Source organism: Haloarcula sp. Atlit-120R, from assembly GCF_003665885.1.
In the GTDB taxonomy this organism is placed as follows: Archaea; Halobacteriota; Halobacteria; order Halobacteriales; family Haloarculaceae; genus Haloarcula; species Haloarcula taiwanensis.
Genome location: NZ_QPLN01000007.1, coordinates 73,230 through 99,250, shown reverse-complemented (window position 1 = coordinate 99,250; position 26,021 = coordinate 73,230). Strand labels below are relative to the sequence as shown.

The following is a 26,021-nucleotide window of genomic DNA, read 5'->3' as shown; positions in this document are numbered from 1 at the left end:
CACTCCGGGGGGTGTTCCAGAGAGCAGGACCCCCCCAGAGTGTGAATGGGATCGACCTCGTCGCCCACTTGTGATTTTGCTCACCTCAGAAGAGATTTGAGACAACTCATCCGTTCCGGGCTGCTGTAAACTCCGTCAGCTCCAGCTCTCGTGTCTCTGCGAGTCTCCGTCGAATGTCTGTCCGATCCCACCCGAGCGGTGAAAGCACGCTCTCGACGGCTCTGACCAGCTGCGTTTCGTAGTACGAGGCATCGTAGGTCTCGATCTCCTCGTGGGCGAGTGCGACCCGGTCTCGCGAGGATTTGTCGTCGTCGACGACCACGTACTCGATATCCTGGCCCGGGTGGACTGCTAGGTCCTGCTCGCGGGCTCGCTTCAAGGCGGCCACGTTCTGTGTATTCTGTGAGTAGCCTTCCAGGGGCTTGGAGACACGGTTCCGCTCGACGAGCCGCTCTACTTCTACGTTGCCCGCCTGTAGTTCGCCGATTGCTCGTTCGAGCCGTCCGAGCACCGCGTCCGGTGACCGCGTGGCATCGAGCTGGTCGAGACAGTCTCGTTGGACGTCCTCGATGAACGGCGGGGTCGAGCGCTGCCGGGCTTCGATACCCCTGATCTTGAAGTCGTCTTCGCCGGCGACCTTCCCGAAGTACTTCGTTAGCGCGCCGGCGTCGCTCTCGCGCTGCGGGACGAACGCCACCCAGTCGTAGTGGGCCTCGTGTTCGAGCCGAATCTCGACACGTCCCGTGATCTCCGTCGCGAGCGCCTCGAGGTTCTCGCGGTCCTCGTCGTCGACGTCGGGGTCCGGCGTCACCCAGATGGAGTCGACGATGCCGTGGACGACCCGCCAGCCGCCAGTTTCCAGCCGCTGTTTCGCCGTCAGCAGGATCTCGCGAGCGAATGCATTAATCGCCTCGTGACACTCGATGCGGCCGAATTTCGCGTTGCTGAACCCTTGATAGCCGAAGCAGGCGACGAGAATCCACTTCAGCGCACCCGACCGCCCTTCGAGTTCCGCCAGCCGATCCTCATCGGGGTCGTCTCGTCCCTTCTCGTGACGGATGGCCGCCTTGATCTCGTCGCGCGCGTCGATGATCGGCTGGAGCACGTCGACGAGGTAACCCCGGTCGTCGCAGATCGAGTATCCGAGGCCGGGGACGTCGTCGCGGTCGCTGTGGCACTCACACCGGATGACGTCCGGCGAGACGTTCCGGGTACAGATGATGTTCGGATAGAGACTCGAGAAGTCGAGTTCGTGGACGTTCTCGTGAAGCCCGACCTCGGGTGCGAAGATGAACCCGCCGCGGTCGGCGTCGTGGAGCGTCCCCATCGGCTTGTAGAACTCGTGACGCCAGGAGTTCCATGGCACGAGGACACCGCGGTCGTGGGCCTCGCAGATCTGGATCGCCGTAAGCACGTTCCCGATCGACGCCCACGCAAGTTCCTGGACGGGCTTCTTTGAGCGCGACACGAGGTCGAGAACGCCGTCGAGGTTCGTCTCCCCGTAGAAGAACGTGTTCGACTCGTCGATGATTGCCCGGCCGGGCACGTTGTACCGCGCCGGCGAGTGGCCGACGCGGCCGTAGCTCGAGTACGTCGACCGGCTCGCGAGCTGCTGGTAGTCGACGTCCGGCCACCGACTCAGCGAGAAGTCGTCGACGCCGGCGTCCGTCGCCATCTCGTACAGGGTCGGGACGATCTCGCTGGTTGAGCAGACCAGGACATCCGGATCGTACGCTTCGAGTGCCCCCTGGACGGCGGTCAGGATATCCGTCGGCGAGCCGGTGACGGTGTCGCCGGTGACGGACAGCTCCCCATAGATGTCGTTGCTCGTTTCGGTCACCGGAATACTGAGCCGGAGCGTCGACAGCTCGCTCGCCGGCGTCGGATCGGCGCCGGTCTCCAGACAGTACCGGAACTCTCGCGAGAAGTCGACGTTGAAACAGGCGAGATCCCCGACTGGATAGGCCGACAGCTGGCGCGCTTGCCGAGCGAGTGGAGTGATGCGGTCGATGTGGGCGACGTCGACTGCGAGAACGGCCTCCTCGTCTCGTCGAAAGCCGGGGCGTCGCGTAACCATCTCGGTCGCGACGACGTCCGGGTGCTGGTCGTACACCGATTGGAGTGTCGTGAGGTCGATGTCGGACGCTGGGTCGCGAGCGGCGACGTAGAAGCGTGGGGTGTAGTCTTGGCGCTCGGTCGCGACGGCGCCGTCGGCGGTTGCCTCCCACTCCAGGACGCGGCCGTCGTCCAGAAAGTCGATACTGAACGGCATCGTCACGGGTTCGAGTCCGGTGGGGCACTCTCTTGATCATCGCGTGCTGCGACCGCGGCTTCAAGCTCCTCGAGGCGTTCCTCGTGGTCGTCGAGGCGGGCCTCCTGTTCGAGATCGATGCTGAGCAGCGCCGGCAGCAGCGGGTTCTGGTGGTTCAACAGCCCGCTCGCGTCGGCGTGCTCGCGGGCGTACTCGAACAGCCGGTCGAAGTGCGGCTGGTCGCGACGCCGCAGTGCCCGGCGGAACTCAGCCCAGCGCTCTTCGATTGCCCGCAGCGCATCTCGGTAGGTTGGGTTCGTACGCCCCATCGCTATCGTCCTCCTACCCCGGTCGTCGTCCACGCGTCGAGCAAGGGGTCGGCGGTGGCCGACACGGTCTCACCGTCAGCTGTGACGCCCGTTCCGACGCCCTCCGGAGTCGGCGTCGACGGCGTCGGCGTTGTCGGTTCCACGCCGACCTGCGTGGCGCGTGCCGCGAGCAGCTGCCGCCAGTACGCGAACGTCGTCTGGTAGTACGCGCCGTCGTCGACGGGATAGACGAGCGTCTCGAAGTCTTTGCCGACGACCCGTGGCCCCATCCGAGTCTGCTCGCACTCCAGGTGGTGGTCGGCGACCGTCGCGATTGACTCGGTGAATTCGTTTCGTTCGTTTCGCGTAACGAGCACCGGGATGTCGTACCCCTCGGCGTAGGTCGCTAACTGGGCGAGAGTTCGAGCCTGAAGGGTTTCCGCGTGGGTTTCGCCGAGGGTATCGTCGGCGCGGTACTGGGCGTCGACGGCCGGCGCGATGATGAGGGCGGGCGTGTGGGGCGACGTGTCCTCGTCACGACCTGGTGCCCCTCGACCGGCCGCCCCGGCATCGACGGTGGACATCTGGATCGACTTGTTCACCGCTGACGGGAGACCACAGACGGCGCCGTAGTGCTGGTAGGCGGTAAATCCGCGTGCCACGTGGATTCGGTTGAGTAGCCGTTGACTGGGCGCGATCTGAGCGAGTGTCGTCGTCGTTGCGTGTCCGTTTGCGTCGACCCAGAAGGCGGGCCCGTCGTGCAGGAGGAGATGGTCGAGCACGAGCGACTGCAGGATCGGGACGCCACGGCCTCCCTCGACGTTGAGCAGCGTGATGCCGTCGTCGAGCTGTGGCAGCAGCATCTCGTCTGTAGTCGGATCGGCCTGGTCAGCGAGGGACCGATTGCGGTCAGCTCCCCGTGTCGGCTGATCCACCGCCAATCGGTTCGACGTTGAGTGTTCTCCCATACTCGACTAGTTGTCTACGTTCCCGATAAGCCGCGGCGTGGCGCTTCCGTGTTTCAGGGAAGGGCTGGAAGGTATGTAGAACCGGACTCAGGCAACGGATTTCTGCCATCGTTTGACCGTTTCCGAGAACGTTTCCAGAGAGGAAGGCAGACAGCATCGTCGGATTAACCAACAGTCCAGAGGATCACGGCTCAATTGTTGGTTAAGACTCTCCGAACCCATGGTGATCTCGCCCTCACGTAATTCGGTTGACGGCCCCGCATATTCCCCGAGCCTACTATCTGATGTGATCGACGATTGTTCTCAGAGCGGTTACATCGTCGTTATTGTACTGTTTGAGTCGATCCCAGTCTGGTTCTTCGCCGTCGAGGAGATATCGCGTGTACTTGCTCCCGACCACAAACCCGTCGACGGTCGGGTCTTGATATTCAAAGCCGAGTGCGCTCGCTACGACGTCCAATTTATGCCGATTGAAGGGCCCAAAGAGTTCCTGTTGGGCAGTAATCCCGAGGTCGTGTGCTCGCTCCAGATGGTCGATCCCCTCAGTAATGCCGTGTTCGTCGAATCTGCGACTGAGACACTGTTCGTCGAAGTAGTTCCCTCCGTAGTAGATGATCGGCTCGGAGCCGTGCTCATCAAGGTACTCAGACAGCTCCTGAAGGAGTGCTGACTCGTCGTCCGGCTCGAAGAATTGTCGGTACGCATCGTTCTGGTAACTGTAGGTGCCAACCAGCCAGATCCGCTCCTGCTGAAGATCCGTTTCTATGTCCAAGAGGAGCGGGTTCGTATCGTGAAGGTCGTCGAAGGCGGACTTGTTTAGAATCACGACCTCATCGTTTTCGAAAGCCTGTCGATGAGCAATCCACCGGTCCACGTGCCATGACGAGGCTCCAGGGAGGGCTTCGAGTTCGGCACGCCGTTCTTCGGTAATTTCATCTGGGTTAGTGATCCCTAACTCACTGAACTGTTCTACTCGGTTTCTCCCGACCTGGACGAGATCAGTCAGGCGACTGCCTAGCAGATGGCGAGTGTCGTAGAACTCGTATTCGATTGACTCGTTCGAGGCGTCGATGGTGATGAGTGCGTATCTTCCTGGGTCGTCTACTCCGTCGTGGGATGCGATGTTGATCACCGTGCCGTACTCGAGGGTTTCAGCTCTACCTCCGAATTGATGGCAATGACCGCAGACGGTAGCTGGGGGCTGGATGTCGTCTATGAAGCTCCTGACGGCCTTCGACCCGATATGTTGTTGCCCGAATCGCTTCCCGATATCGAGAATGCCGAAGGGAGGAGTGTGTGTGACAAGAATCGGAGTTCTGTCTTCACAAGCGGTGCGGTGTTCGGAAAGGTGCCGTTGGACGTCGTCCTCGGTATAGGTGATGCGACCAGGTCCCTGGGTTGATCCTTCCTGGCCGATGAACACGAGATCCTCGTAGATGTATGGTGTCCTGTGGAGGTCGGTGGTAAATTCCGAATCGAATTGCGGACCGGTTGACGGAGGGAAGTCGTCGTTTCCTCGGACATAGAGCGATTGTTGATGCTTCGTGAGGCGAGCAAGTTCTGCCAGATGATCTGTGTCAGTATCGGCGTTTTTGAAACGTGAAAGGTCGTCGCCGGCATACAGTAGTAGATCTGGAGTTGGTTCTACAGTTTCGAGAATGGTGTAGAGATCGTCAATAGGTTGAGAGCGCCAGTCAGATACAGCGAGAATGTGGGTCATTTTGGTTGAGCGTAGTTAGTGTGGCCTCTTCTATCGTTTGTTTAGGTGTACCGTTTGTCATTAGGAGTTTTTCCGCCCGTTGTCGTTAACCAACAAATCAGGCTCATCGGTCAATCTGTTGGTTAATGGTGAGATTCCTGTGCGACCACGTTGAAGATGCCTCCCTCCGAACTCCTCGGTATGTGTGGCCGGAACTCGCTCTTCATCGACCAGGCCGACCTTGAGGCCCGCTTCGAAGCCGAGGTCGTCGCGGACGGCGGGTACACCCCCCGATACAACATCGCGCCTGGCGACGACCTCCACATCATCACGAACGAGGCTTCCGACGAGATCGACGCCTACCACTGGGGGCTGATTCCGTTCTGGGCGGATGAACCTGAGGAAGGCATCATCAATGCTCGCTCCGAGACTGCTGACGAGAAACGCGTCTTCGAGCGGGCATGGGAATCACGTCCCTGCCTCGTCCCCTCGTCAGGGTTCTACGAATGGAAATCGCCGAACGGCGGGTCGAAGCAGCCCTACCGGATTTACCGGGAGGACGACCCCGCATTCGCGATGGCCGGGCTCTGGGACGTTTGGGAGGGCGACGACGAGACGATCTCGTGCGTCACGATTCTCACGACGGAGCCGAACGACCTGATGAACTCAATCCACGACCGGATGCCGGTCGTCCTCCCGCAGGACGCGGAATCTGACTGGCTCGCCGCAGACCCGGACACCCGCAAGGAACTGTGCCAGCCGTATCCGAAGGACGATCTGGACGCCTACGAGATTTCGACGCGAGTCAACAACCCCGGCAACGACGATCCCCAGGTCATCGAGCCGCTAGACCACGAGCAATCGGGCCTCGGCGAGTTCAGTTCCTGATAGCTGACGGGCTTACGGTCACTGCATCGGCGACGCAGCTGCTGAATCGACGAGCGAGTACTCTCGGTCCCGACTCGTCCCTTCCGCCTCGAGGAGGTTGTACTGCTCCATTTTCGAGAGGTACGTGCGGATAGTCCGCTTCGTCCGCGGATCATCGACGTCCTCGGAGTAACGCTCGTGAATCTCGCTCGGCCCGACCGGGCCGTGCTCGCGAACGATGTCGTAGACGACGCGCTGGTGCGGCGTGAGCGAGTCGAAGCTCTTCTGCTTTATCTGGGCCCGAGCATCCTCGGCGGCGTCGAGGAGAATGTCGTCGGTGATGCGCTCGTGGTTCTCGCGATCTGCCTTGCCGGCGGCCGTTCGGAGGATGCCGATTGCGAGGCGGGCGTCGCCGGCGGCCGCGTCGGCGATCCGGTAGAGCTGGTCGTCGGTGATGACGTCCTCGTCGAGCCCCCACTTTGCCCGCGCACTCAGGATGTCGTACAGCTGCTCGTCGTGGTACTTGTCCATCCGGACGTGCTCGCTGGAGCGCAGTCGGCTCACGAGGCGGTCGTCGACGCGGCTGAACAGCTCCTCTTCCTTGTTCGCGATGCAGATGATCGCGAACTGCGGGAGGCTGTGGAGGTCGTAGATGACGCTGGGGTCTTCGAGCTGGTCGACCTCGTCGAGGATGACGACGGTTCGCGGGCCGTCATGCTGCTGGAAGCGATCGACGAGTTCGTCGTGGGGCGTCGACTGCCGGTGGATGTCGATGGTCGCGCCGAGATCGTCGAGGATCTGGTAGAGCGTCCGAAATCGGGTGTAGTTACGCCAGCAGTTGACGTAGATGGCCTCGACGTCGAGGACCTCTTCTCGAAGTCGTTCCGTGACGAACTTCGAGATGCACGTCTTCCCGGTTCCGCTGGGTCCAGTGACGATGGCCGTGTCGGCGGGTTCACCGTTCGTAATGGGCTCGAGAACGCTGGAGAGGTGGTTGACTTCGGCGTCGCGATGCTCAACTTCCCGAGGGACGAACCCGGCGCGGAGAACGCGAGCATCGCGGATCATCGTTGCTTGATAGACTGGTTTTCTGGCTAGTACTAAAAACGTAACCGGGTTGCTTCCGGAAACGACTTCTCTCTTCCTACATATCCACCGAAATCTACGCGCTTCAACGCGATTCTTGCTTGTGAATACTCATGGTTTCGGGATTTCCGAGAACATCTCCTTACTAATAGACTGGGATAAACCGATCTAGGGTCTCTCAATAATGTGGAGAGGGTTGTGCTTCAAATTGGTTTCACCGGGAGAAGCCAGCAGTCACCCACAAGACCATTTATATACTCTTGCTATAATACTTGAACAGCTACAGAATTCCTGATGACGATACGTTTCGAACCAGGAGACTGCGTCCGGATTGACATCCCTGATGAGACTGATTCAGATCACAATAGTCTCCACGGTCGATGTGGAACAGTGACCAAAGTCATTTCTGACGACGCTGGAGTTATGACCGGCGATATGAGAGAGGGATACATTTACAGAGTAGAGTTGGATGATGGAGGGACAGTTGACGTTCGTTGGCGAGATCTTCGGCCTGACTAACTCGAATGGATGGATCTTTGGTAGGCGGGCGGGACGGCTACCTTTTCATAAATCGCGATACCGAACGTGGGTCCAGAGAAGGAAGAGTTATTTTTGTCCCGCGTCGATAACCGAAGAGGAATGGGTATTCGCTTTATTGGACATAAAAAACGGCTTCTTCCTGGAATTCTTGACGTAATTGACAATACTGTAGATGACGATGTGACTCACATCGCAGATCTATTTGCTGGAACAGGAGCAGTTAGTGCTGGACTAAAAAGCAAGGGATACCACGTTATCGCGAACGACATTCTCACTCATTGCTGTGTGCTCACTCGTGCTCAATTGCTGAATTCACAGCCCCCTTCGTTCGACAAACTGCTAGATAGCTACCCTGAAATTACAGAAGTAACGAATACGTTTGTCGTCCAAACTGATTATTCTCATGTACTCTCTTACCTGAACAGTCTTGATGGCACGGAAGGATTCTTTTATAAACACTATGCTCCCGGTGGCACACAATCTCGGGACGAACCTCGGCAGTACTTTACTGACGAGAATGCCCAGAGGATCGATGCGATCCGAGCAACAATCAAGCAGTGGAACAATGATGGTCTGCTTTCGGAGGCAGAACACTCCTTGCTACTGTATGATTTGATCCGGGCGACCAACGAGATCGCGAATACTGCGGGCACTTACGGTGCCTATCTCAAGGAATGGTATGAGCGAGCTCGTGAACCGATTAAACTCACACCGGCTGAGATTCCGTCTGGACCTACGGACCATGAAATCCACCAACGGGACGCAAATGAACTCGCTGAAGAGATTTCGCCCGACGCCGTTTACCTGGATCCACCATACACGAAACGGCAGTACGCATCTTACTACCACATTCCGGAAACTATTGCTGAAGAGGATGAACCAGATCTCTCCGGGAAAACTGGGCTCCGTCCGTGGGAGGAGAAAAGTTCCGACTATTGCCACAAGAAGCGGGCTCCGGACCAGCTACATGATCTTCTATCGCGTCTGAATACTCGGTACATCTTCCTGAGCTACAGCACTGAGGGTCACATATCCCCGGACACAATTGAAGATATCCTAAGTGAGATTGGTTCGTTTGAGCTTCACGAATTCGATCATCCTCGGTACAAAAGTAATGATGGAGCCAAGGGCGGCGACCTCACCGAGTGTCTCTACGCGATACAACCAAAGTAATTTTCTAATCATACAGGATAGTTCTTGATATGGATACTGAAAGTGTTGACAAGATTCTGTGGCGCTATGTGGTTTGGACTGATTTCAATCAAATCCATGGGGGGTACGGGACAGATACCGGTGCAGGGGGGAAACACATCTCTCTCCCAGCAGGACATCATGAAGAAGTGGCTGACTTCTTTGATATACCCTACCATCAGCATGAGGATGAGCCAATCGAACATGAGATTGAACTAGAACCTGTTAATGGAACTCCCGGTTCTGAGGGGCCGATAATTCTCCGATGCACTCCCACTCGGGAACGAGGTGGCGAATGGATGATTGCTGACCAGCATCAAAACCGATACGAGCTGTGGAAACCAGAATATGGCTTTCCGAAACTTAGCGACTTCGAAGATAAGGAGGATTATAAAAACAGCCACCCTCCGATTATATATTTTGTCAAAGATACTGATTCTGCATTCCATGCCAGGGCCGTATATAAATCAACTCCGGATAATCTAGCCAAATTCCCTGATCAAATTCGCACGGAATGGAGCCAAGCCAGTACTTACAAGAACATTGGGATAATCGACTTTGACCAATCACGGCTTTGATTTGATAGGATGAATATAGACCAACAAATCCTCAACCGGCTGCAGGATGTACCCAATATCTTGCTCTATGGCCCACCAGGTACTGGTAAAACCTATGCAATGAAAAAGCTGCAATCGCGGTTGGAGGAGTCGACCACTGCAGCCGATCCTGAAGATCTGGAGCCTGGATCAGAATTTGCTCCCGATGAAGTCGAATTCCCATTCCTCACAGAAGCCGATGAAGACGATGAATCGGCGACTGATTCCTTCCCTGGAGAAATCAAAACAGCATGGATGACCTTCCATCAAGATACCGGGTATGAAGACTTTATACTTGGACTTCGTCCTGAACCAGATGGCGGAGGTGTATCTTTAAAACCTCGAGCTGGGACATTGCTTTCGCTCGCGGAACACGCAAAGGCCGGTAACACCAGTATCCTGTTCATCGACGAAATTAACCGGGCGAATGTGCCGAAGGTATTTGGGCAGTTCATTTCCGTGATGGAGAGTGATTTCCGGCTGTCCGAGGACGGAACCCAGTCGTCTGACACGATCGGTCTATCTCTTCCTCAAGTGAATAATGGCGATAGTATTGAGGACCCAATCCGTGGAGAGGAGTTCAATATTTCCGTACCGTATGAGTTCCCGCAAAATCTCTATATCGTTGCGGCGATGAATTCGCTTGATCGCTCTACAGAACCGCTCGACTCTGCACTAATGAGGCGGTTTGAGCAGATCCGCGTGTTCCCCGACTATGAAAATCTGGCCGATCAGCTTGAGACCGACTTCGAGGCTGGATTAGATCTCCCCCATGTGGAAGACACGACTGCAGAGCAGCTCTCTATCGCACTCCTGCACCGTGTGAACACTTTTCTACAAAGCACGCTTGGGGAGGACTTTCAGATCGGTGAATGGTACTTCAGTCGAGTTATCGATGCGTCGGAGGAAGAGCGGATGGCAGAGTTAATCCGGGTTTGGGATGGTCGGGTCATCCCAAAACTCCGTGAACTTTACCGATCACGTGAAGACCAGCTGGCGATGCTATTCAAAATTGACCGTACAGATGGTCTTGAGGTCGATAATTATCCATATCGACGAATAGATATTGAGGAAGAGTGGGAAACTTCCGGAATCCGAGAATCATTCGAATTCCGCCCGCTTACGGTGCTAGAAGACGAGAATGAACAGAAAGAGGTTCTCTATCATTTGGCGACGTTCGAACGATGAGTCTCTATGTTGCTACAAGAATACGGTTCCCCCGTCCGGATCGAAGGTAACGCAGAACAGCTTCTTCGAGCAATTGAGAATACAAACTCATACTGGCAGAATCAGCTTGGATTACGGAACGAACCGCTTGAAGTGGTCTTAGGGGAGGACGGAGGTGTTCAGGTCCGGGCACGTGGAGTGACCGGACAGATTCGGCTTGGGAAGCATGATTTGCATATCGCGCCTAAGTATTTACCTTCGGACGAGGTGGAGAAATGGCAAGAATCGCTGTTCGATATGCTGGCGTTCGCTAATACACCAGCGTTCCGGCACTCCACGTTCGTTGAGGGTGGTGTGGAAACGGATGGGTTCATTGAACTCTTCGCAAGGTCCTATGCCGAGGCTTTGGAGTTGGCATTAGAACGGGGAGCGCCGCGTGGTTACAAGCAGTCAGAGAAACTGCTGGAAATGGCTCGTGGACGGCTGATGACGGAGAAGCTTTATCCTCAAGCTTTGCAGGACCCGTCGAAACTGTGGTTCGAGACTGACGAGTTCAGCAAGGACACTACACTGACTAGGTTGCTGCACTGGGCTTGTGACCGGTTCGCTGCTCTCGTGGATGATACTGCCGTTCGAAACGAGCTGCTGGATGTGAAACAACAATTCGTGGATGTCCCCGCAAAGAAACCATCGAAGGCAGCCCTCGATCGATTTTTCCTCTCACCCAAGCACCGCCATTTCGAGGATGCGTTTAATATGGCGAAGTGGCTGGCCTACAACCAAGGACCCACCCTGACGACGAAGAATGTCGAGATTCCAGGTGTACTGCTGAAATCACGTAGTATCTATCAAGGATTCGTGGATTCCTGTCTTCGCCGTATCTCTAGTTCTCGGGGATGGGAGTACGACGATGAACCCACTCGGAGACTTGCTTTTGGTGCGAAAACGATCTCCACGACACCAGATCACTATCTTGTCGCTGATGAAGATGCTCTTCTCTTGGATTCGAAATACAAGGGGAAAACTGAGTGGACAGAAGAAGAGGAAGAAGGTGGCACTCCGCTTAGAAACCAGGACGTATATCAAATTATGGCTGGGTCAAGAGTGTTCGATACCTCGAAAGCCGTGCTCGTATATCCGAACATACCGGGAACCTTCGAATCCGCTTGGCAGATTGAAGGCGAGGGGTTACCACGAACGATGCACACGGTAGAAATCGATCCTGCTCAATTCACGCGAGAGGATGAAGCGACGTTCTTAACGGATGTATCGTCCGAACTGGATCGTGTTTTGGATTACGGGGATGGCGAAAGCGACTGAAACTTTTCCAGACGATCCATAACTTGCTGCTTCAGCTTGTACTCGCCATATTCGTTGACTTCGTCTTCTTTAACAGACCAGAAGCTCTCGAACACGTGATCCACTTCGTCTTCGCTCAATCCATAGAGGCTGAAAAATAGTGCCTCGAGGTCCACACGTAAGTCTCTGCGCCGCCCTTCGTCCCACATATAAGGTTCATCTGAAAAGTTCAGATCTGCTCCCCAAGCATCAAGATCGTAGGCAGTGTACGTGAGCTCAGCTACCCGCTCAGCTACCCAATCACGCAGCTGCTGTCCTTGGAACTGTTGCTTGAACGTTTCTGGCGGGAACACCGGTGTTTGCCGGACGATGTACCAGTTTAGTGTGACATTCCCAATTTTCTGCCTGCAGGCGAAGTCATAGGCCAGCGAGTTCAGATTCGCCAGAAAACACGCGGCCGATCGTGCAGGATGATCGGCGAGCAAAACCGGGACTTTGTTTCCGATTGCAGTATACGGCAGGACCGACGCTATCATCGTCCGCGTGTTAGTCGCGCTGGTAATGTCCTTGAATCCGATGAACCAGTCTCGGTCGTAGTCTTGGTCCGCCATCTGGCCGTCAACCTGATCCTTCGTCACGTAGTACCGTGCTGCAACGGTGAACTCTGGGTCACGGAGCTGTTCGATTGTTGTTGCCTCCGACGCACCGGATCGGTAGATGTTGTCTTTCGAGTTCTTGGCATGCGACGCACGGTGGTTGTACTGGCTGATCATCCGCCCCTCATACACACGAGTGTATTCCGTGCCGTTGTGCCGGATATTTCCGTTCTGTAACTGTGTCCCATCTTGGAGTTCGGATGCTTGATGGAATAAATCGGAGTCGAGAGACATATCGAACATTCGGAGGTATTTAGCACCCCACGGGTTCTCCTCCTCACCGTTCTCACCTTCCTTTGATAGGATAGGGGCAGCGTCATGCTGCTTTTGCAGGATATCCAAGGCTGTCCGTCCGCGAACGAGCGGACACGTCTTCGTGTTCGGATTCAGGCCGCTGATATCGTCAGCGGTCAACTTGACGTGCCGGTCAGCGTCATCAAGGTCTTGGGGGTTGTGCGCGAAGAATACGAAGTCGGCTTCCGTTTCCCCCGGTGCGTTGCAGATGGTGACCAGTGAGAACCGTGTGCGTCCATCAACGTCCTCGAAATGTTTCTCACGGTTCTCAAAGTCATACAGAGACCGGAGCTTCCCGGTCGTCATCAGGTGCTCGAAGAACTCACGGGTGTAATAGTCGGTTGCAATTCCTGTGGGTACGAGCAGTCCGATTCTCCCGGCATCCTTCGTGAGATGGAGGCTTCGTTCAGCGAACAGACTGTAGAGATTGAGTGAGCCAACGTTTGTCCACTCGTACTGGTCAGAGTCACGGATTGCGTCGGCGAAGGCTTTCGACTGCTCCTTGGCTTCTTCAAGAGCTGCTTTCGCCTTCCCATTCTCCGTTTTGTGGAGCTCTACTTCCCGTTCTGCGGTTGTCGCCACAGTAGCTAGCTCAGGTTCCCGCCCGGCAAAGAATTCCCGAGTCTGTACTTTCACCCGTTCCCACGGTGGATTGGTTACTACAGCGTCAAACCCCCCCTCCTCAAAGACTTCTGAGAACGTCTGTCCCCAGTGAATCGACTTGAGGTTTTCGCGGTATGTTCGCCCGTTCTCATTATCCTCTCCCGGCGTCTCTGCCATCTTCTGCTGATGGACATGCCCCAATAGTGAATCACCCGTCGCAAAGTGTTCTGAAAGTTCTCCCAACGACTCGTCGACGCTTTCTGCGGCTTCCACCCAGAGCACCCCTAGCGCTGTATCTGTAGATAGTCGATTCGCATCAACACCATAGATACAGTTTTTGATGATTGCTTTACGAGCAGTTGCCGTCTGAGATGGAGTAGGCTCGCCTCCTTCTGCTTCAAGTTGTGCCACGATTGGCGTGAGAATATCGACGGCTGCTAGAAGCATACTCCCGGTTCCGCAGGCAGGGTCGACTAAGTCGAGAGAAAGGATCGCGTCGACCGCGGCGTTGGCCGTACCCTCGTCGAGATCATCGAAGCTATTGAAATCGCCCGGCCAACACCCGTTCTCAGTACACCGGTCCTCAACAAGATCGACTACGGAGGGTCTACAACAGCGCTGAGCTAGTTGGAGCGGTGTCAGATACGTACCTGAGACCCGTCGGTCGTCGCTCTCGACATATTCGATCGTATTGTCGTTGACTTCTGCTTCGTAGCTTAGAAAGTCCTCCAGTGCAGTTGATGCGTTTCGGAAGAAGGCGCGGTTCTCGTTGAAATCCGACGACTTCGTGAGCTGTTCATATGCGGATTCCAGATAGTCAGTATGGCCGCTTGCAGTGATGGCCGTTAGATCAAATAGCCCAGATAATGCGTGGTCGTTTTCAGCTGAGGCTACTGTGTCCGCGATTCGATCCCTTGTCTCAATTGGTGTTTCCTGGGTTTCTGTGGCTTGTTCACGGTAGTCTGCGACAAGATAGAGCTGTAGGACGAGACGCTTTCCGTCGTTTTCAACTGCATTAAAATCATCTACTGTAATCTGATCACTGTCTATGAATTCGTTGAGAAGAAACTCGAGAGATTGGATCGAGCGTGGACGTTTATCGGAGAAGCTCATGGTATCAGTTGTAAGGATTTAGGGTGATGAAATACTCTGTCTCTTTGCTCTTACCTCTGATTGGGTTAGTATATAAGTAGTGGTTGGCCGTGGCTGAGGATTCGGAAGTCCGCGTCATAGGTGGAATATGCGTGCTGACGGGATATAGTTAATGATATGAATAAATGATACTGAGTTATGGTATTAGATAATATTAGCAATCAGTAGCGTTAAGTATACATCGACCTCAACCCATTGATATGGCAAATATTCGTCTTAATGATGCTGATGAAGCTATTCTACAGCATCTACGGGATGGGCGTGTCACCGCAGCATTTCTCGCTAAACGAACTGACTGGGAACGAGAATACTTGACCCAACGTCTAATACGACTTGATGAGCATGACTTAGTTCAAAATCTGGAGGGAGTGGGCCTCTATGAACTTCTTGACGAACCGGTACAAGCTTAGCAGTACGGTCGTTAGTTATCAATACGCACCCCTTCCGTTCGTTGGTTCCAGCACCCCTCTAATCTGTCCTCTATCAAACTGTCCTCTTCTGGGACAGAATTATGTCACGGGGATTAGTCTGCTTGTTGTATGGCTAATGGTTGTGATTTTCTCACCAGTCCCTCCTTCGACGAACTTCAATCTGAGGTGTTTGAACAGGTTGCTGAACAGGCTGGCGACGAGCCCGGCAGTATCCTCTACATCGAGAACAACGACCATCGCACGGATGAGGTCGCCGACGCGTGGGCCGAGAATTACGAACCGCTCCGGCTTCGAGTAACCGATTTCAATACTGTCATCGGTGAATGCTACGAGCGAATCGCCGACCCGAGTTCTCTTTTGGATGCGCTGACCCGGCGCCGGTTAATCGACCGAGCGCTTCGAACTGTCGCTGACCGTGGTCTCTTGGACGATGCGCATCTCTATCGAGACCACTTCACCGATCTCATTACAGAACTGGAGGGAGAGGGCTACCACTCACCTGAATCAGTTCGAACCCTCGTTGCTGACTCCCAGTTATCTCCTGGAACCGCTGATCTGGTCGCGAGCGTGTATGAAGAGTTCTATGAGCTCCGCCGAGAAGGTGTCGAGGACGACGTGTACACTCTTAGTGAGGCGTATCGGACGGTCCTTGATAGCGGAGCTTCCCTTACGGAGATCTTCCCTCACGTCGACGTCGTCGTGATCTCTGGATTCTACGACCTCTCCCAGCACGAGAAGAGTTTTCTTCAGCGACTAGCCACCGCGTTCCCCGTCTGTATCTCGCTCCCCCTAGCCGACACAGAAACGCCGTCCGGTGGAGCAAACCAGATTACAGCTGACGCAATGGAGACGTACCAAGCAATTGCTGGCCCACCAACCACTGTCTCTCCCGATTCTCCGAGTTCACTCATCGACGCTGCTGGGAAGCTCTATACGCCAACTCCAGGAGTTGATGAGGATACGGCTCCTCCCGACCAGCTTCAATGGTATAGCGCCCCCACACCAGATCGAGAGGTTAGACAAGTTGCCCGGAGAGTACGGGGACAGCTCTCTGACGGCGCCGACCCGAACGACATCCTGGTTGTGATTCCGGGTCTAATTTCGTATCAGGAGCAAGTCGCCGACGTATTCGAGGCCGCTGGTATCCAGTCAGTCGGGTTTGCGAACAAACTGCTGTATCAAACGTATGCTGGGCGGGCAATGCTCGATCTGGCTGAACTCTGTGTCGACGACCCACGCACAGATACGGTAGCTCGTCTCGCGACGAACCCGCTCGTGACTCTCGGAGGAGCCACCGACGACGTTGATCGGTCCGCTGTTGCTGACCTCGCCCGCCGTCTTCCGACAGTCGATACTGACCGACTTCTCGAGGAACTCGACGATGCCTCCGCTGAGGTGTTGGAGAACCTCTTCCAGGTCGCCGACGATGCTGAGGCCGCGGGGGCCGACGACGTCGTTGAAGCCGTGCAAACTGTGTTCGAAACCGTCGATCTCTCTGAAAACGTCGACTCTATCGAAGAAGATGCGGCGTCATTCGATGCCCGAATGGAAGTCGCGTCCTACAATCGGGTCGAGAGGGTGCTTGACGCCGTCGAATTCGTGGCTGAGCGCTTTGGGATGAACGAGCCAATCGAAGAAGTGGCCGATGCACTTGAGAAGGTTCGGGTCCCCCCACCGAGTCAATCTACACAGGAGGTCGTTGAGATCGTTGGTCCACGCGATGCCTACATGCAGTCCTATTCGCACCTGTATTTCGTCGGGTTGACCGAGCAGGACTTCCCCGTCGAGAATGAGCGACCGCTCTTTTTCAAGCGACTGTTCGACGACATTCCTGACCTCTCGTTCACCGATGATCGAGCCGAGGCCCGCTACCAGTTTGCTACTTTGCTCTCAGGTGCGGAGAGCGTCTACATTACGACCCCCGAGACATCATTTGATGACGATGACCTGCTTGAGTCGTCGATTCTCGATGAACTCGCTCGAGTAACTGGCCTTGAGCCAACGCCTGATGATCTTGGGAATGCCGTTCCCGAAGATGTCCAGCGTGCCCTTCGTCATCACCGAGATAGGGAGGCACGGGAGGAAGCCGTTATGTACGCTGCTAACTCCGGAGTATTCTCGCGACAGCAGGCCGAGCGCGTCATGGCGGGTGCGAGGTGCGCTGAAAGTCGGGCTGACGCCGGACTAACCGCCCACGATGCACAGCTTGATCCCGAATTGGTCTCGGAGCTCCACGGTGAACGTGGGCCGTACAGCCCGACGCAGCTGAAAGATTACGCTCAGTGTGGGCACGCCTACTATATGAAACGGATACTGGGCATCGAAGCGCCCGACGAGTTCCATCTCGAGCCTCAGAAAGTCGATCTCGGGAGCCTCGTCCACGATATCTTCGAGGAGTTCTATCGCGGGCTCCAGGATGACCACGGCGATCCAGTTGACCTCAGTGAATATGATCGAGAATTCCTCGAAGAACAGCTGTTTGAGCAGACACGAGATAGCCTTGCTGACTCCGACATCGACTTCGACGACGTGTTCTATAAACGGTGGCTGGAACAGCTCCTTGCTGGGCTCGCGACGCCCGACGTGAACGAGTACTTCGGTGAAGATCGACCTCATCAGGGAATCGATCGAGGACTCTTCGTCCGGTTCCTTGATGCGGAGCACGACGACAACGACGATGTTCCGGCATGGTTTGAGGTGCCAATGGACTTCTCGGATTCGGAAGAGGGCGAGATCACGGTGACGACGCCGGATGGAAGAGAGATATCCGTCGGGGGATTCATCGACCGCGTGAGCCTTCGCGAACAGGACGATGGTACCATCGAAGGATTAGTTCACGACTACAAGACGAGCGACCCAGAAACCATTCAGACAATCGACGGTATCGAATTTCAGCTCCCGCTCTATATACTTGCCACACGAGCAGAACTAGCAGCCCGATACGAGGATACACTTGCCGATGTGGACGGGGAATTCTATGTAACGGAGCCCCCGACAGAGATTACTCGAAAGTGGAGTCTTCGATACTACCTTGAACGGAACGATGGAACTGACGAGGACTACGAGCGGTTCCTCACAGAAACCGTCCCATCGCGAGTTGGCGAGATAGCTGACGGCATCGAGAATGGTGCTTTCCAAACGACCACGCTTTCGCCGAAAGAAGCGGGCTGTCGCTACTGTGACTATCGGGACATCTGCGATGTTCGACACCACCAACGACAAGAGATAATCCAAGAGATGGATCGCTCCGATTCGTCCGGTTATATCCCACAGAGGGCGCGAGATGGTTCGTTCCTGGATACGCTCGGGGGTGTAGACCAATGACGGGTATCGACGATACGCCATCGTCGACGGACGACGAAGACGAGGAGGAGATCTCCCCAACAACTGAACAGGAGGAGGCTCTGGAACTCGATCAGAACATCGCGATTACCGCTGGAGCAGGGACTGGAAAAACCACGACCTTGACTCTCCGTTACCTCGAGATGCTGGAGTCCGATCCCGACATCGCGCCCGAGAACATCGCGACAATCACGTTTACGAACGATGCCGCGAATGAGATGCAGGAGCGTATCCGGGAAGAAGTAGCTGAGCGTCTCAGTGAGGCCCCCGAATCAGACGAGTACGACTACAGTCGATGGCGCAGCATCAAGGACGATTTGGAAGACGGCTATATTCATACCATCCACGGCTTCTGTTCTCGGCTGCTCCGCGAGTACGTCGTCGAAGCCCCGGTCCAACCCGAGTTCGACACGCTGGACGAGGCCGATTCCAAGGTGTTGATGCAGGAGGTGGTCAGGGAGACGATTGACGCTCGCTGGGAAACGGATGAGGATATTCGCCGCCTCGCTCGACTCTGGAGTCGAGATTCTCTTGAGCAGGTTCTGGCCGGTCTACTCAACAGCCGACCGATGAGTACCGAATGGGCGAATCGCTGGGAAGACGAGTCTGTAGACGAATATTTGGACCATGTCTGGAGGACGTTCTATCCGACGGATCAGGAGGCTGCTGAGGATTACCTTAGCGACCCGTCAGTACAGGCCGCTTTGAACACCATTTGCGACCTCTACGACCAAGAATTCGACATCGATCCTAGTGATAACGGGATGGATTTCTTGGAGACCGTCTCTACGATCGCACGTGAAACCGGAATTCACACCGGCGAGGCAGAAGGTAGAGAGTGGCAACGAGCCTTCGACGTTATTTGTGACCGACTGACGACTGGGAGTGGTAGCAGATACAGCCGGCGTCACTGGTACCGGGGGTCCAAGTCAAGCTGGGGTGCTCACGAGGACGAGCAGGAGAAATTAGACGCAGCTGCAGATGCGCTTCTGGAAGGGATCGAACCTGAGGAACGAGAGTTCATCGGCGGTCTCGATACCGAGTGGAACAGTAGTCATTACGTCCTGAGCCTTGCTCGGCTCTACTGCACTGTTCTGGACGAATACACACAGACGAAATCGGATCAGAATGCTCTGGACTATCACGACCTCATCCAGACCTGTATCGAGTTCCTGAATGCGTACGACCGCGTCTGCGAGCAAGTTCAGTCACAGTTCGAGTACGTAATGGTCGACGAGATGCAGGATACTGACCTGCTCCAGTGGGAGCTCATCAAACTCTTGACTGCCGGCGATACCGATGATTTTGACGCTCAGAACGTCTTCTTGGTCGGTGACGAGAAACAGAGCATCTACCGATTCCGTGGCGCCGACGTGACCACCTTTGGTTCGGCTCGTGAGGACCTCGCTGCGGCTAATCCGGACGATGTCGAGACCACCAAGCAGCTCAGAGGCAATTTCCGCACGATTCAGGAGACGCGGGAGTTCCTGAACGCGCTCTTCGACAAGGTATTCGAGCCGATGGACGACGAGTACCGCGACTATGAAGCCAAGCCGCAGGAACTTACGGATGAACGCCGGCAGGGACGTGATGTCACCGGATCAGTCGAGTACCTGCTCGTGCCTGACGATGACGTCCCGGAACTCCACGGTACCGATTACTTGAATCAAACTCCTCGATTCGCTGGGCACGGCGAACGAGAAGCTCACGCGCTTGCCAGCCGTCTCACCTCGTTACTGGACGATCCTCCGGAAGTCTACGATGACGACGAGGAATGCCTTCGACCTGCGAAACCCGAAGACGTCACCATCCTGTTGCGCGCTCGCACCCGGCTCAAGGAGCACGAACGAGCGCTGGATGCATACGGAATTCCGTATACTGTCGTGTCGGGTACTGGGTTCTGGGACGCCCCCGAGATCACAGCCTTGGTCAATCTGTTCAGGTTCTTCGAGAACCCGGACGACGACATCGCTCTCTACGGTGTCCTCCGGTCGCCACTGTTTGGTTTCCCCGATGAGGATCTCGCCCGACTCCACTCCGAGGATCAGCCACTCTGGATTGCTCTCCAGACAGCTGAGGATGATCTCGGCGACGCTGCCCGTCTCCTAGACGAGTGGCGGCAGATCGCTGCTGTCAACGACGAGGTAACGGCTGACACGACTGTTCCGTGGGGAACGTTGCTTTCCCGGATTATCGACGATACCGGGTATATCGCCAGTGTCGGGGCAGATGAACGCCCGCGACAGGCGGCAGTGAATATCAACAGGTTCCGCGAACAGGTTCGCGCCTGGGAAGAGGGTGGCGTCAAGACTGTCTCGGAACTCCTCACGCGAATCGACCGTCGGAAGGAAATCGAATCCCACGCTGACGAAGCGACTATTCCCGAAGATGCCGACGGCGTCCAGATTCGAACAATCCACTCGGCGAAGGGGCTTGAGTTCCCTATCGTCGCAATTCCAGAAGTGGGCACCGAGTTCAACTTTCAGGGGGATGTCGACGACTACGGGAAAGTCTACCTCGACGAGCTTGACGTCGGGGATGGCGAGTCAGAACCCGTGCTCGGTCTGAAAGCTCCGTCAGCCGACGATCCCTATGAGCACCAGAATACGCTCGCTCGGACGCGGCTTCAGGAGGAGGTCCGAATGCAGGAACGAGCCGAACTGAAGCGTCTCCTCTACGTCGCAGCGACGCGGGCCCGTGACCACCTGCTCTTCAGCGGCATTCACTCTACCGACGTTGATGAGGAGGATGGCTTGGGGTTAGGTGACCCGAATGACGCCGCGGATGCACGATACTGGCGTGATTGGCTCCAACCGATTCTCTTGGAAGACGGGGACGGTGATGCAGGACATATCTTGAGACAGCTCTCCGTCGGGGCAGAGCATACGACCACTATCCGTGGGAGCGAATACACAGTTCGAACACCAACCGCTCCTGTCCACGATTGGGACGCGTCAGCGGCAACTGAGCGCGACTACCCCCAGATCGACATTCCTGCTCCAGAACTGTCCACTCCCCCGACGTCGATCACGGCCACGAATTTTGCGAAAGCACTCTCTCCGGATGATACAGCCATCTACACTGACGAACTCGAGGAGGACGCCGCGAGCCTCGAAACGGATGGCCTTCAGGCCAACCATCTGGGAACGATCGTCCACAAGCTCTGTGAGCTACGACCTGCTCGAGACCGGTGGCGCTCCATCGCGGCTCGGCTGGGTTCTGCTTTGGATGATACGGTGACTGATGGGGATTTGGATCGGATCGAAGAGTATACTGAGCGCTGCCTACAGTTCCGTGACGGCGTCGTCGACGACGAGTCGCCGACGACTATTCACGAGGAACTCTCGGTTGTGACGCGATTGGAGGCAGGCCGAATCGTCGGCGATATCGACCTGCTCCTGGTCACTCCAGACAGCTACCACGTTATCGACTACAAGACGAACGACACCTCTCAACGGTCGGTCGACGACCTCGCAGAGAAGTATTGGCCCCAGCTCGAAGTGTATGCAGCTGCCCTCCACCAGAACGACGATTCCCGAATCGTTCACACCACGCTGTACTTTGCCGACGCTGATGAGCATCGGACCACGACCCACGACATGCTTTCGTTGGATATTCTTGGTGATGACCTGAACACACAGCTTGAGGGGTTAACGCAGTCCGACGGCGCCGCAGTCCGAGGAGAATCGAGCAATTTCTGAGCTAGTCCAGGCTCACCAACGCTATTCCTGCTCTGGAACTCCTCTACCTCCAATTCCTATTCTCAACCCTCGGAATTTAAAGCGAAAACTTATATCACTCGACAAGGCGTACACACGTAATAGCGTATGACTCGATGGCGAGCGAAGCGCCGGTACGAGGCAAACCGGCGGTTCGGCGAGCGTGCAGATGAGGCGCTTGTAGCCATCTCTATCCTCAAAGCTAAGCGTGACGGCATCGATCTCGAGCAGAGTGAGGACGACTTGCGAGCGAAACTTGAATCAGGCCGCCACCTACTTGAGCAAATTCGCGACGCGCTCGATGAAGACCCGAACGCTGACCCGTATGAATTAGCCATCGCTGACCAGATTCAGGAGAACGCGATTACTGCACGCTCCCGGTTGGTCGGCGATTTCGATGACCTGATTGAGGTCGTGGATGCCGCTGAAGAGACCCTCACCTTTCAACAGGGTCTTGATGATGTCCGTGAAAAGTTGAAGGAGATCTCGGAGACTGCGAACCGCACTTCTCGAGATAGTATCAATCGTATGCGGGGTACTCTTGCCGACGGAACTCGCTGAGTCCCAAGTTGCGTTTCTTCGGGGCAAATTCGAGGCCGCCCGCGAGGTCTTGGATTCTCTCGATACTCGGATTCCTGTGACAGATTCGATTTACAGCTCCGTGGAGGATGGATTCGATAATATCGAGGAAACGCGTTTTCTCTACGAGCGAGCGTACGACCAGGAACCGGATGCAGAAGCGACTCACGAACTGTATGAAGAGTATCTAGGAGCCATCGATACTGTTGCCCTAGAGCTCCAAGTTCTGGAGACGGAACTTGTTTACTTAGATCTACATCAGTATCAACGCAATTCGGCTATATCTGGCCGGCTTGACCATGCATCGTCGATCTCATCTGAGCTCGAGGATGCATTTGGAATCGATATTACAGTCCTCCCGGTGATCTGGAATGGATTTGCGATCGATCCTCTCGATGAAAATATTCCTGCGACTGGTGATCTGAGCCAAATTTACGCCCTCATCCTCCCTAGAACCCAGAGTGACCCAGAGGTCTATGCCCCGATATTCGCCCATGAAATCGCGCATGCGGTCTTGGACCGACACGACGAACTAAGGACGGGCTTCAATAATGCCGTAAGAGAAATCCAGGGACGAACCCGGCAAGAGATTGATGATGAGGCTCAGTTTGCACGCTCGTGGCGGGCTTGGTTTGAGGAACTGTTTTGTGATGTCTGTGGAGTATTGACTTTTGGGCCGTCTTATCTCGCTTCGCTTGTTAGGCACCTTCATCATTCCAATCCGTATTATATTGAGGAGGATCCAGATGGAGACCTACATCCACCGCCTGCACTTCGGTTCGATCTTGTGATGGATCTCTCTGACGAGTACTTCCCGAACCTTCTGAACGGGATTCGAGATGACCGTATCGCGTTCGAACGCCACCTCGATGCTCTGGAACACAGTCAGCCTCGAATATACGACACCTACGACTACGGTGAGCTCAGGACATTCATAACACAAGAGGTTCCGGCATCGGTCGATCATGATCTCGAGGCACTCGTCGACGACATCACAGCCGGTGTGACTCCCGATGACCGGCCGGAACGATCTCACCGATTAGCCGCAAACCAATATTGGCTGGATACCTATCCACCTTAGAACGGCGGGTAAGTGAGGCGTGAAACACGGTCGTGACTGAGACGACTATTCATTCTCCGAGTGAGGTACACCGTCAGAGGGTCTTTGATTCCCTTTGAAGGCGCGCCCCAATTCAGTTCCGAGAGATAGAACGCATCCCGTCCGACTGAGTAAATGTCGAAATCTCCCTCTTCAACGGAAATTTCACAGAGAATCGGCTGCGGGGTCCCCTCACCTAGTCGGGGTGCGTCGGTCGTGACAATCAGGACGGTCTCATCATCCAGCTGAGCATACGAACCCATATCCGGCATTCCGTCGTCGTCGTAGATGCGATAGGTGGGAGAATGTTGGACGTCGACGCCCACCCATTCGAATGACTCAGTTACGAAATCATTTGATTTCAGATACTCTACCCCCTCTTTGAGGCCGGAGATCTCATCGTCGCCGAGGTACCCGTTTCGGTGAATCGTGAGGGAACTCAGTTGATCGAACCCAGAGCGAGGATCGTTGACCGCACCCTGAACGGCCCGAATCAGAATCTGCTTCGTCATCCCTTGGTTCGTCACCGTACTTCGCCCGGTCGGATTGGTCTCCTCTGTTTGATAGAGAATCTGGTTGTCAGTACCTGAGACTACTACTCCGCTGGCAACGGTTCGGTCACGACCTGTTACGCTAAGCCCGAGGTAGGCGTCTGTATCTAGCTGATTCTCGATGCTGAATGGAATCACGCCTAGCTTCACCCCTAACCCGACTGCCGTGTTCGAAATGACATCGGCCTCGTGTCCCGACCGCTGGGCGCTTCGCAGATTCGTTGCGGTTAACGATTGGAGCGGCTTCCCCTCCAGTATCTCGATCAATTTGTGGTAGACATCTTCGTCGTATTCGGGGAGATACCCAAAGCCGGCGTCGACATCCTCAAGCGAGCGTTGCCATTCTTCGACCTCTCGCGGGTCCTCGTAGTTGACTCTTCCAGGCCGATCCGAGAGGATGAGTCCAAGGTGTTCCTCAACATATTCTCGCACCTGTTGATAGGCACTGAGCGCTTCGTCTTCCGTCCCCTCTGGGAAGAGGACAGCCACACTGAAATCTTGGTCAAACGTGCGTCGAGGGCCGACTTCTTCGAGATACCCCTGCTTTGCTGGGTTCCAGTATTCTTGGGTGAGCTCGCTGCCGTTAAAGCTGATGTTCGGCCGCCCAATTGCCATCTCCGTTGAAGGGTCATCGCCAAACGTCAGTACCGGATAACCGTATGCGCTGATCCCGTCGCGTACCGGGGATGGGCTAATGTCGGTCTGGATAGAGCCGATACTGATGTCGCCGATCAGCTCACGGAAATCTTCGACTTTCTGCCATCGCTCTTGAGGCCCGAATGTCGCTCGTTGGCTGATTTCGTCCGGGCGATCTTCAGACGGTGCGAACAGGAGTAACGACGGAGCAGCTGGATACCAATCACTATTGCCGTACTGGATTTTGACGGTCGGTTCAGATGGATCGATTCTGTCGGCATATTCTTTGCCATGCCGGCTCTCGATTTCGTCTAGTGTCTCGTTGTCGAACCGCCCGGGTGGAATCTCGGAGACTGTCGTGTTCTCAAAGACTCCCGTGACAGTGCAAGAAGCCCGATCCGAGGTTTGGTAAATGAATGTACGCCCGACGAGTTCGTCGTTGACTCGATCTATCCCCCAGGCAGGATCATTTAGATAGTCAGCTAGCGTCCGTGATCCGAATGCACCTAACGTCGGATCTAATGTGATGAGAGGTCGGTCGTGATGACTAATTCGCACTTCGACGCCGGGATGGACGTCGTATCCTTCGATACGCGCCTCTCGATCCTCGTGATAGAACGTGTTCTTCGTCGAGTCGTACCAGTAATCGTCCGTCTCGAGATCGTCCTTCAGTTCATCGATAAGCGCTTCCTGTAGAACCTTGAAATCACTCCACTCAGAGAAATCGAGATCAGATTCATGTGCGAATTCCAGCTCCGCTCCGTCCGCTGATTGAATCGTTCCGTAATCCCGTTCGGCGCCGATTACTGCGATATAATGTCGACCGCCCTGATTGTACCAACGTGCTCTTCCACCTACATTTCTCTCGAGGATTGTGGCGTGGGCATTGAGGAGGGAGTAGTTATCGTTGGGCTGGGGATCGATATCATAGAGGTCCGCGGTTACTGACGGCACGTCGATCTCAAACGAATTGATGAACCGACCCAT

Annotated in this window: 16 protein-coding genes; 9 read left to right on the top strand and 7 right to left on the bottom strand. The window is 55.4% G+C overall.

The genetic code is table 11. The features are described 5' to 3' along the window. Positions 1 to 106: 106 nt before the first annotated feature. The 4 genes from DVK01_RS19010 to DVK01_RS22380 all read right to left on the bottom strand — a co-directional run bounded on the left by DVK01_RS19010 (position 107) and on the right by DVK01_RS22380 (position 5,247). Entirely contained in the window at positions 107 to 2,272 is a 2,166-nt protein-coding gene (locus tag DVK01_RS19010) for a type B DNA-directed DNA polymerase (RefSeq protein ID WP_199722382.1), read from the bottom strand. 2 nt (positions 2,273 to 2,274) lie between these two features. Next, complete coding sequence (locus DVK01_RS19005) at positions 2,275 to 2,580, bottom strand: hypothetical protein (protein WP_121538216.1); 306 nt, start codon at positions 2,578 to 2,580, stop codon at positions 2,275 to 2,277. 2 nt (positions 2,581 to 2,582) lie between these two features. Continuing rightward, on the bottom strand, positions 2,583 to 3,527 hold the full coding sequence (locus DVK01_RS19000; RefSeq protein ID WP_394337681.1) for a hypothetical protein: 945 nt from the start codon (positions 3,525 to 3,527) through the stop codon (positions 2,583 to 2,585). 277 nt (positions 3,528 to 3,804) lie between these two features. Beyond that, positions 3,805 to 5,247: a ribonuclease H-like domain-containing protein gene (locus DVK01_RS22380; RefSeq protein ID WP_199722381.1), complete on the bottom strand. Its 1,443-nt coding sequence runs from the start codon at positions 5,245 to 5,247 to the stop codon at positions 3,805 to 3,807. Positions 5,248 to 5,427: 180 nt separating this feature from the next. Between DVK01_RS22380 and DVK01_RS18985 the strand changes: the two genes are divergently transcribed. Next, positions 5,428 to 6,114 (top strand): SOS response-associated peptidase, encoded by a 687-nt coding sequence (locus tag DVK01_RS18985; RefSeq protein WP_121538272.1) that lies wholly within the window; start codon positions 5,428 to 5,430, stop codon positions 6,112 to 6,114. 18 nt (positions 6,115 to 6,132) lie between these two features. Here the strand turns inward: DVK01_RS18985 and DVK01_RS18980 are convergent, their stop codons facing one another. Continuing rightward, positions 6,133 to 7,161, bottom strand: coding sequence for a Cdc6/Cdc18 family protein (locus DVK01_RS18980; RefSeq protein WP_121538214.1), 1,029 nt, complete (start codon positions 7,159 to 7,161; stop codon positions 6,133 to 6,135). 603 nt (positions 7,162 to 7,764) lie between these two features. Between DVK01_RS18980 and DVK01_RS18970 the strand changes: the two genes are divergently transcribed. From DVK01_RS18970 to DVK01_RS18955, 4 genes are read left to right on the top strand one after another with little or no spacing between them, the layout of a single operon-like run. Beyond that, on the top strand, positions 7,765 to 8,892 hold the full coding sequence (locus tag DVK01_RS18970) for a DNA adenine methylase (RefSeq protein ID WP_147435190.1): 1,128 nt from the start codon (positions 7,765 to 7,767) through the stop codon (positions 8,890 to 8,892). A 29-nt stretch (positions 8,893 to 8,921) separates the two neighbouring features. Next, positions 8,922 to 9,488 (top strand): hypothetical protein, encoded by a 567-nt coding sequence (locus DVK01_RS21680; RefSeq protein WP_147435189.1) that lies wholly within the window; start codon positions 8,922 to 8,924, stop codon positions 9,486 to 9,488. Positions 9,489 to 9,497: 9 nt separating this feature from the next. After that, positions 9,498 to 10,694 carry an AAA family ATPase gene (locus tag DVK01_RS18960; protein ID WP_121538206.1) on the top strand — a complete coding sequence of 399 codons (1,197 nt, stop codon included), beginning with the start codon at positions 9,498 to 9,500 and terminating at the stop codon, positions 10,692 to 10,694. A 6-nt stretch (positions 10,695 to 10,700) separates the two neighbouring features. Beyond that, positions 10,701 to 11,993 carry a hypothetical protein gene (locus tag DVK01_RS18955; protein ID WP_121538204.1) on the top strand — a complete coding sequence of 431 codons (1,293 nt, stop codon included), beginning with the start codon at positions 10,701 to 10,703 and terminating at the stop codon, positions 11,991 to 11,993. Here the strand turns inward: DVK01_RS18955 and DVK01_RS18950 are convergent. After that, entirely contained in the window at positions 11,969 to 14,638 is a 2,670-nt protein-coding gene (locus DVK01_RS18950; protein WP_121538202.1) for an Eco57I restriction-modification methylase domain-containing protein, read from the bottom strand. The two genes, DVK01_RS18955 and DVK01_RS18950, sit on opposite strands and share 25 nt — an antisense overlap. Before the next feature lie 578 nt (positions 14,639 to 15,216). Between DVK01_RS18950 and DVK01_RS18940 the strand changes: the two genes are divergently transcribed. From DVK01_RS18940 to DVK01_RS18925, 4 genes are all read left to right on the top strand, one after another. Then, entirely contained in the window at positions 15,217 to 18,432 is a 3,216-nt protein-coding gene (locus DVK01_RS18940; protein ID WP_121538198.1) for a PD-(D/E)XK nuclease family protein, read from the top strand. Continuing rightward, positions 18,429 to 22,151, top strand: coding sequence for an exodeoxyribonuclease V subunit beta (locus DVK01_RS18935; RefSeq protein WP_121538196.1), 3,723 nt, complete (start codon positions 18,429 to 18,431; stop codon positions 22,149 to 22,151). The genes DVK01_RS18940 and DVK01_RS18935 overlap by 4 nt, the downstream gene beginning before the upstream one ends. A gap of 126 nt (positions 22,152 to 22,277) precedes the next feature. Then, positions 22,278 to 22,730, top strand: coding sequence for a hypothetical protein (locus tag DVK01_RS18930; protein ID WP_121538194.1), 453 nt, complete (start codon positions 22,278 to 22,280; stop codon positions 22,728 to 22,730). A gap of 76 nt (positions 22,731 to 22,806) precedes the next feature. After that, complete coding sequence (locus tag DVK01_RS18925) at positions 22,807 to 23,829, top strand: hypothetical protein (protein WP_147435188.1); 1,023 nt, start codon at positions 22,807 to 22,809, stop codon at positions 23,827 to 23,829. Here the strand turns inward: DVK01_RS18925 and DVK01_RS18920 are convergent. Then, positions 23,826 to 26,021 carry a hypothetical protein gene (locus DVK01_RS18920; RefSeq protein WP_121538190.1) on the bottom strand — a complete coding sequence of 732 codons (2,196 nt, stop codon included), beginning with the start codon at positions 26,019 to 26,021 and terminating at the stop codon, positions 23,826 to 23,828. The two genes, DVK01_RS18925 and DVK01_RS18920, sit on opposite strands and share 4 nt — an antisense overlap.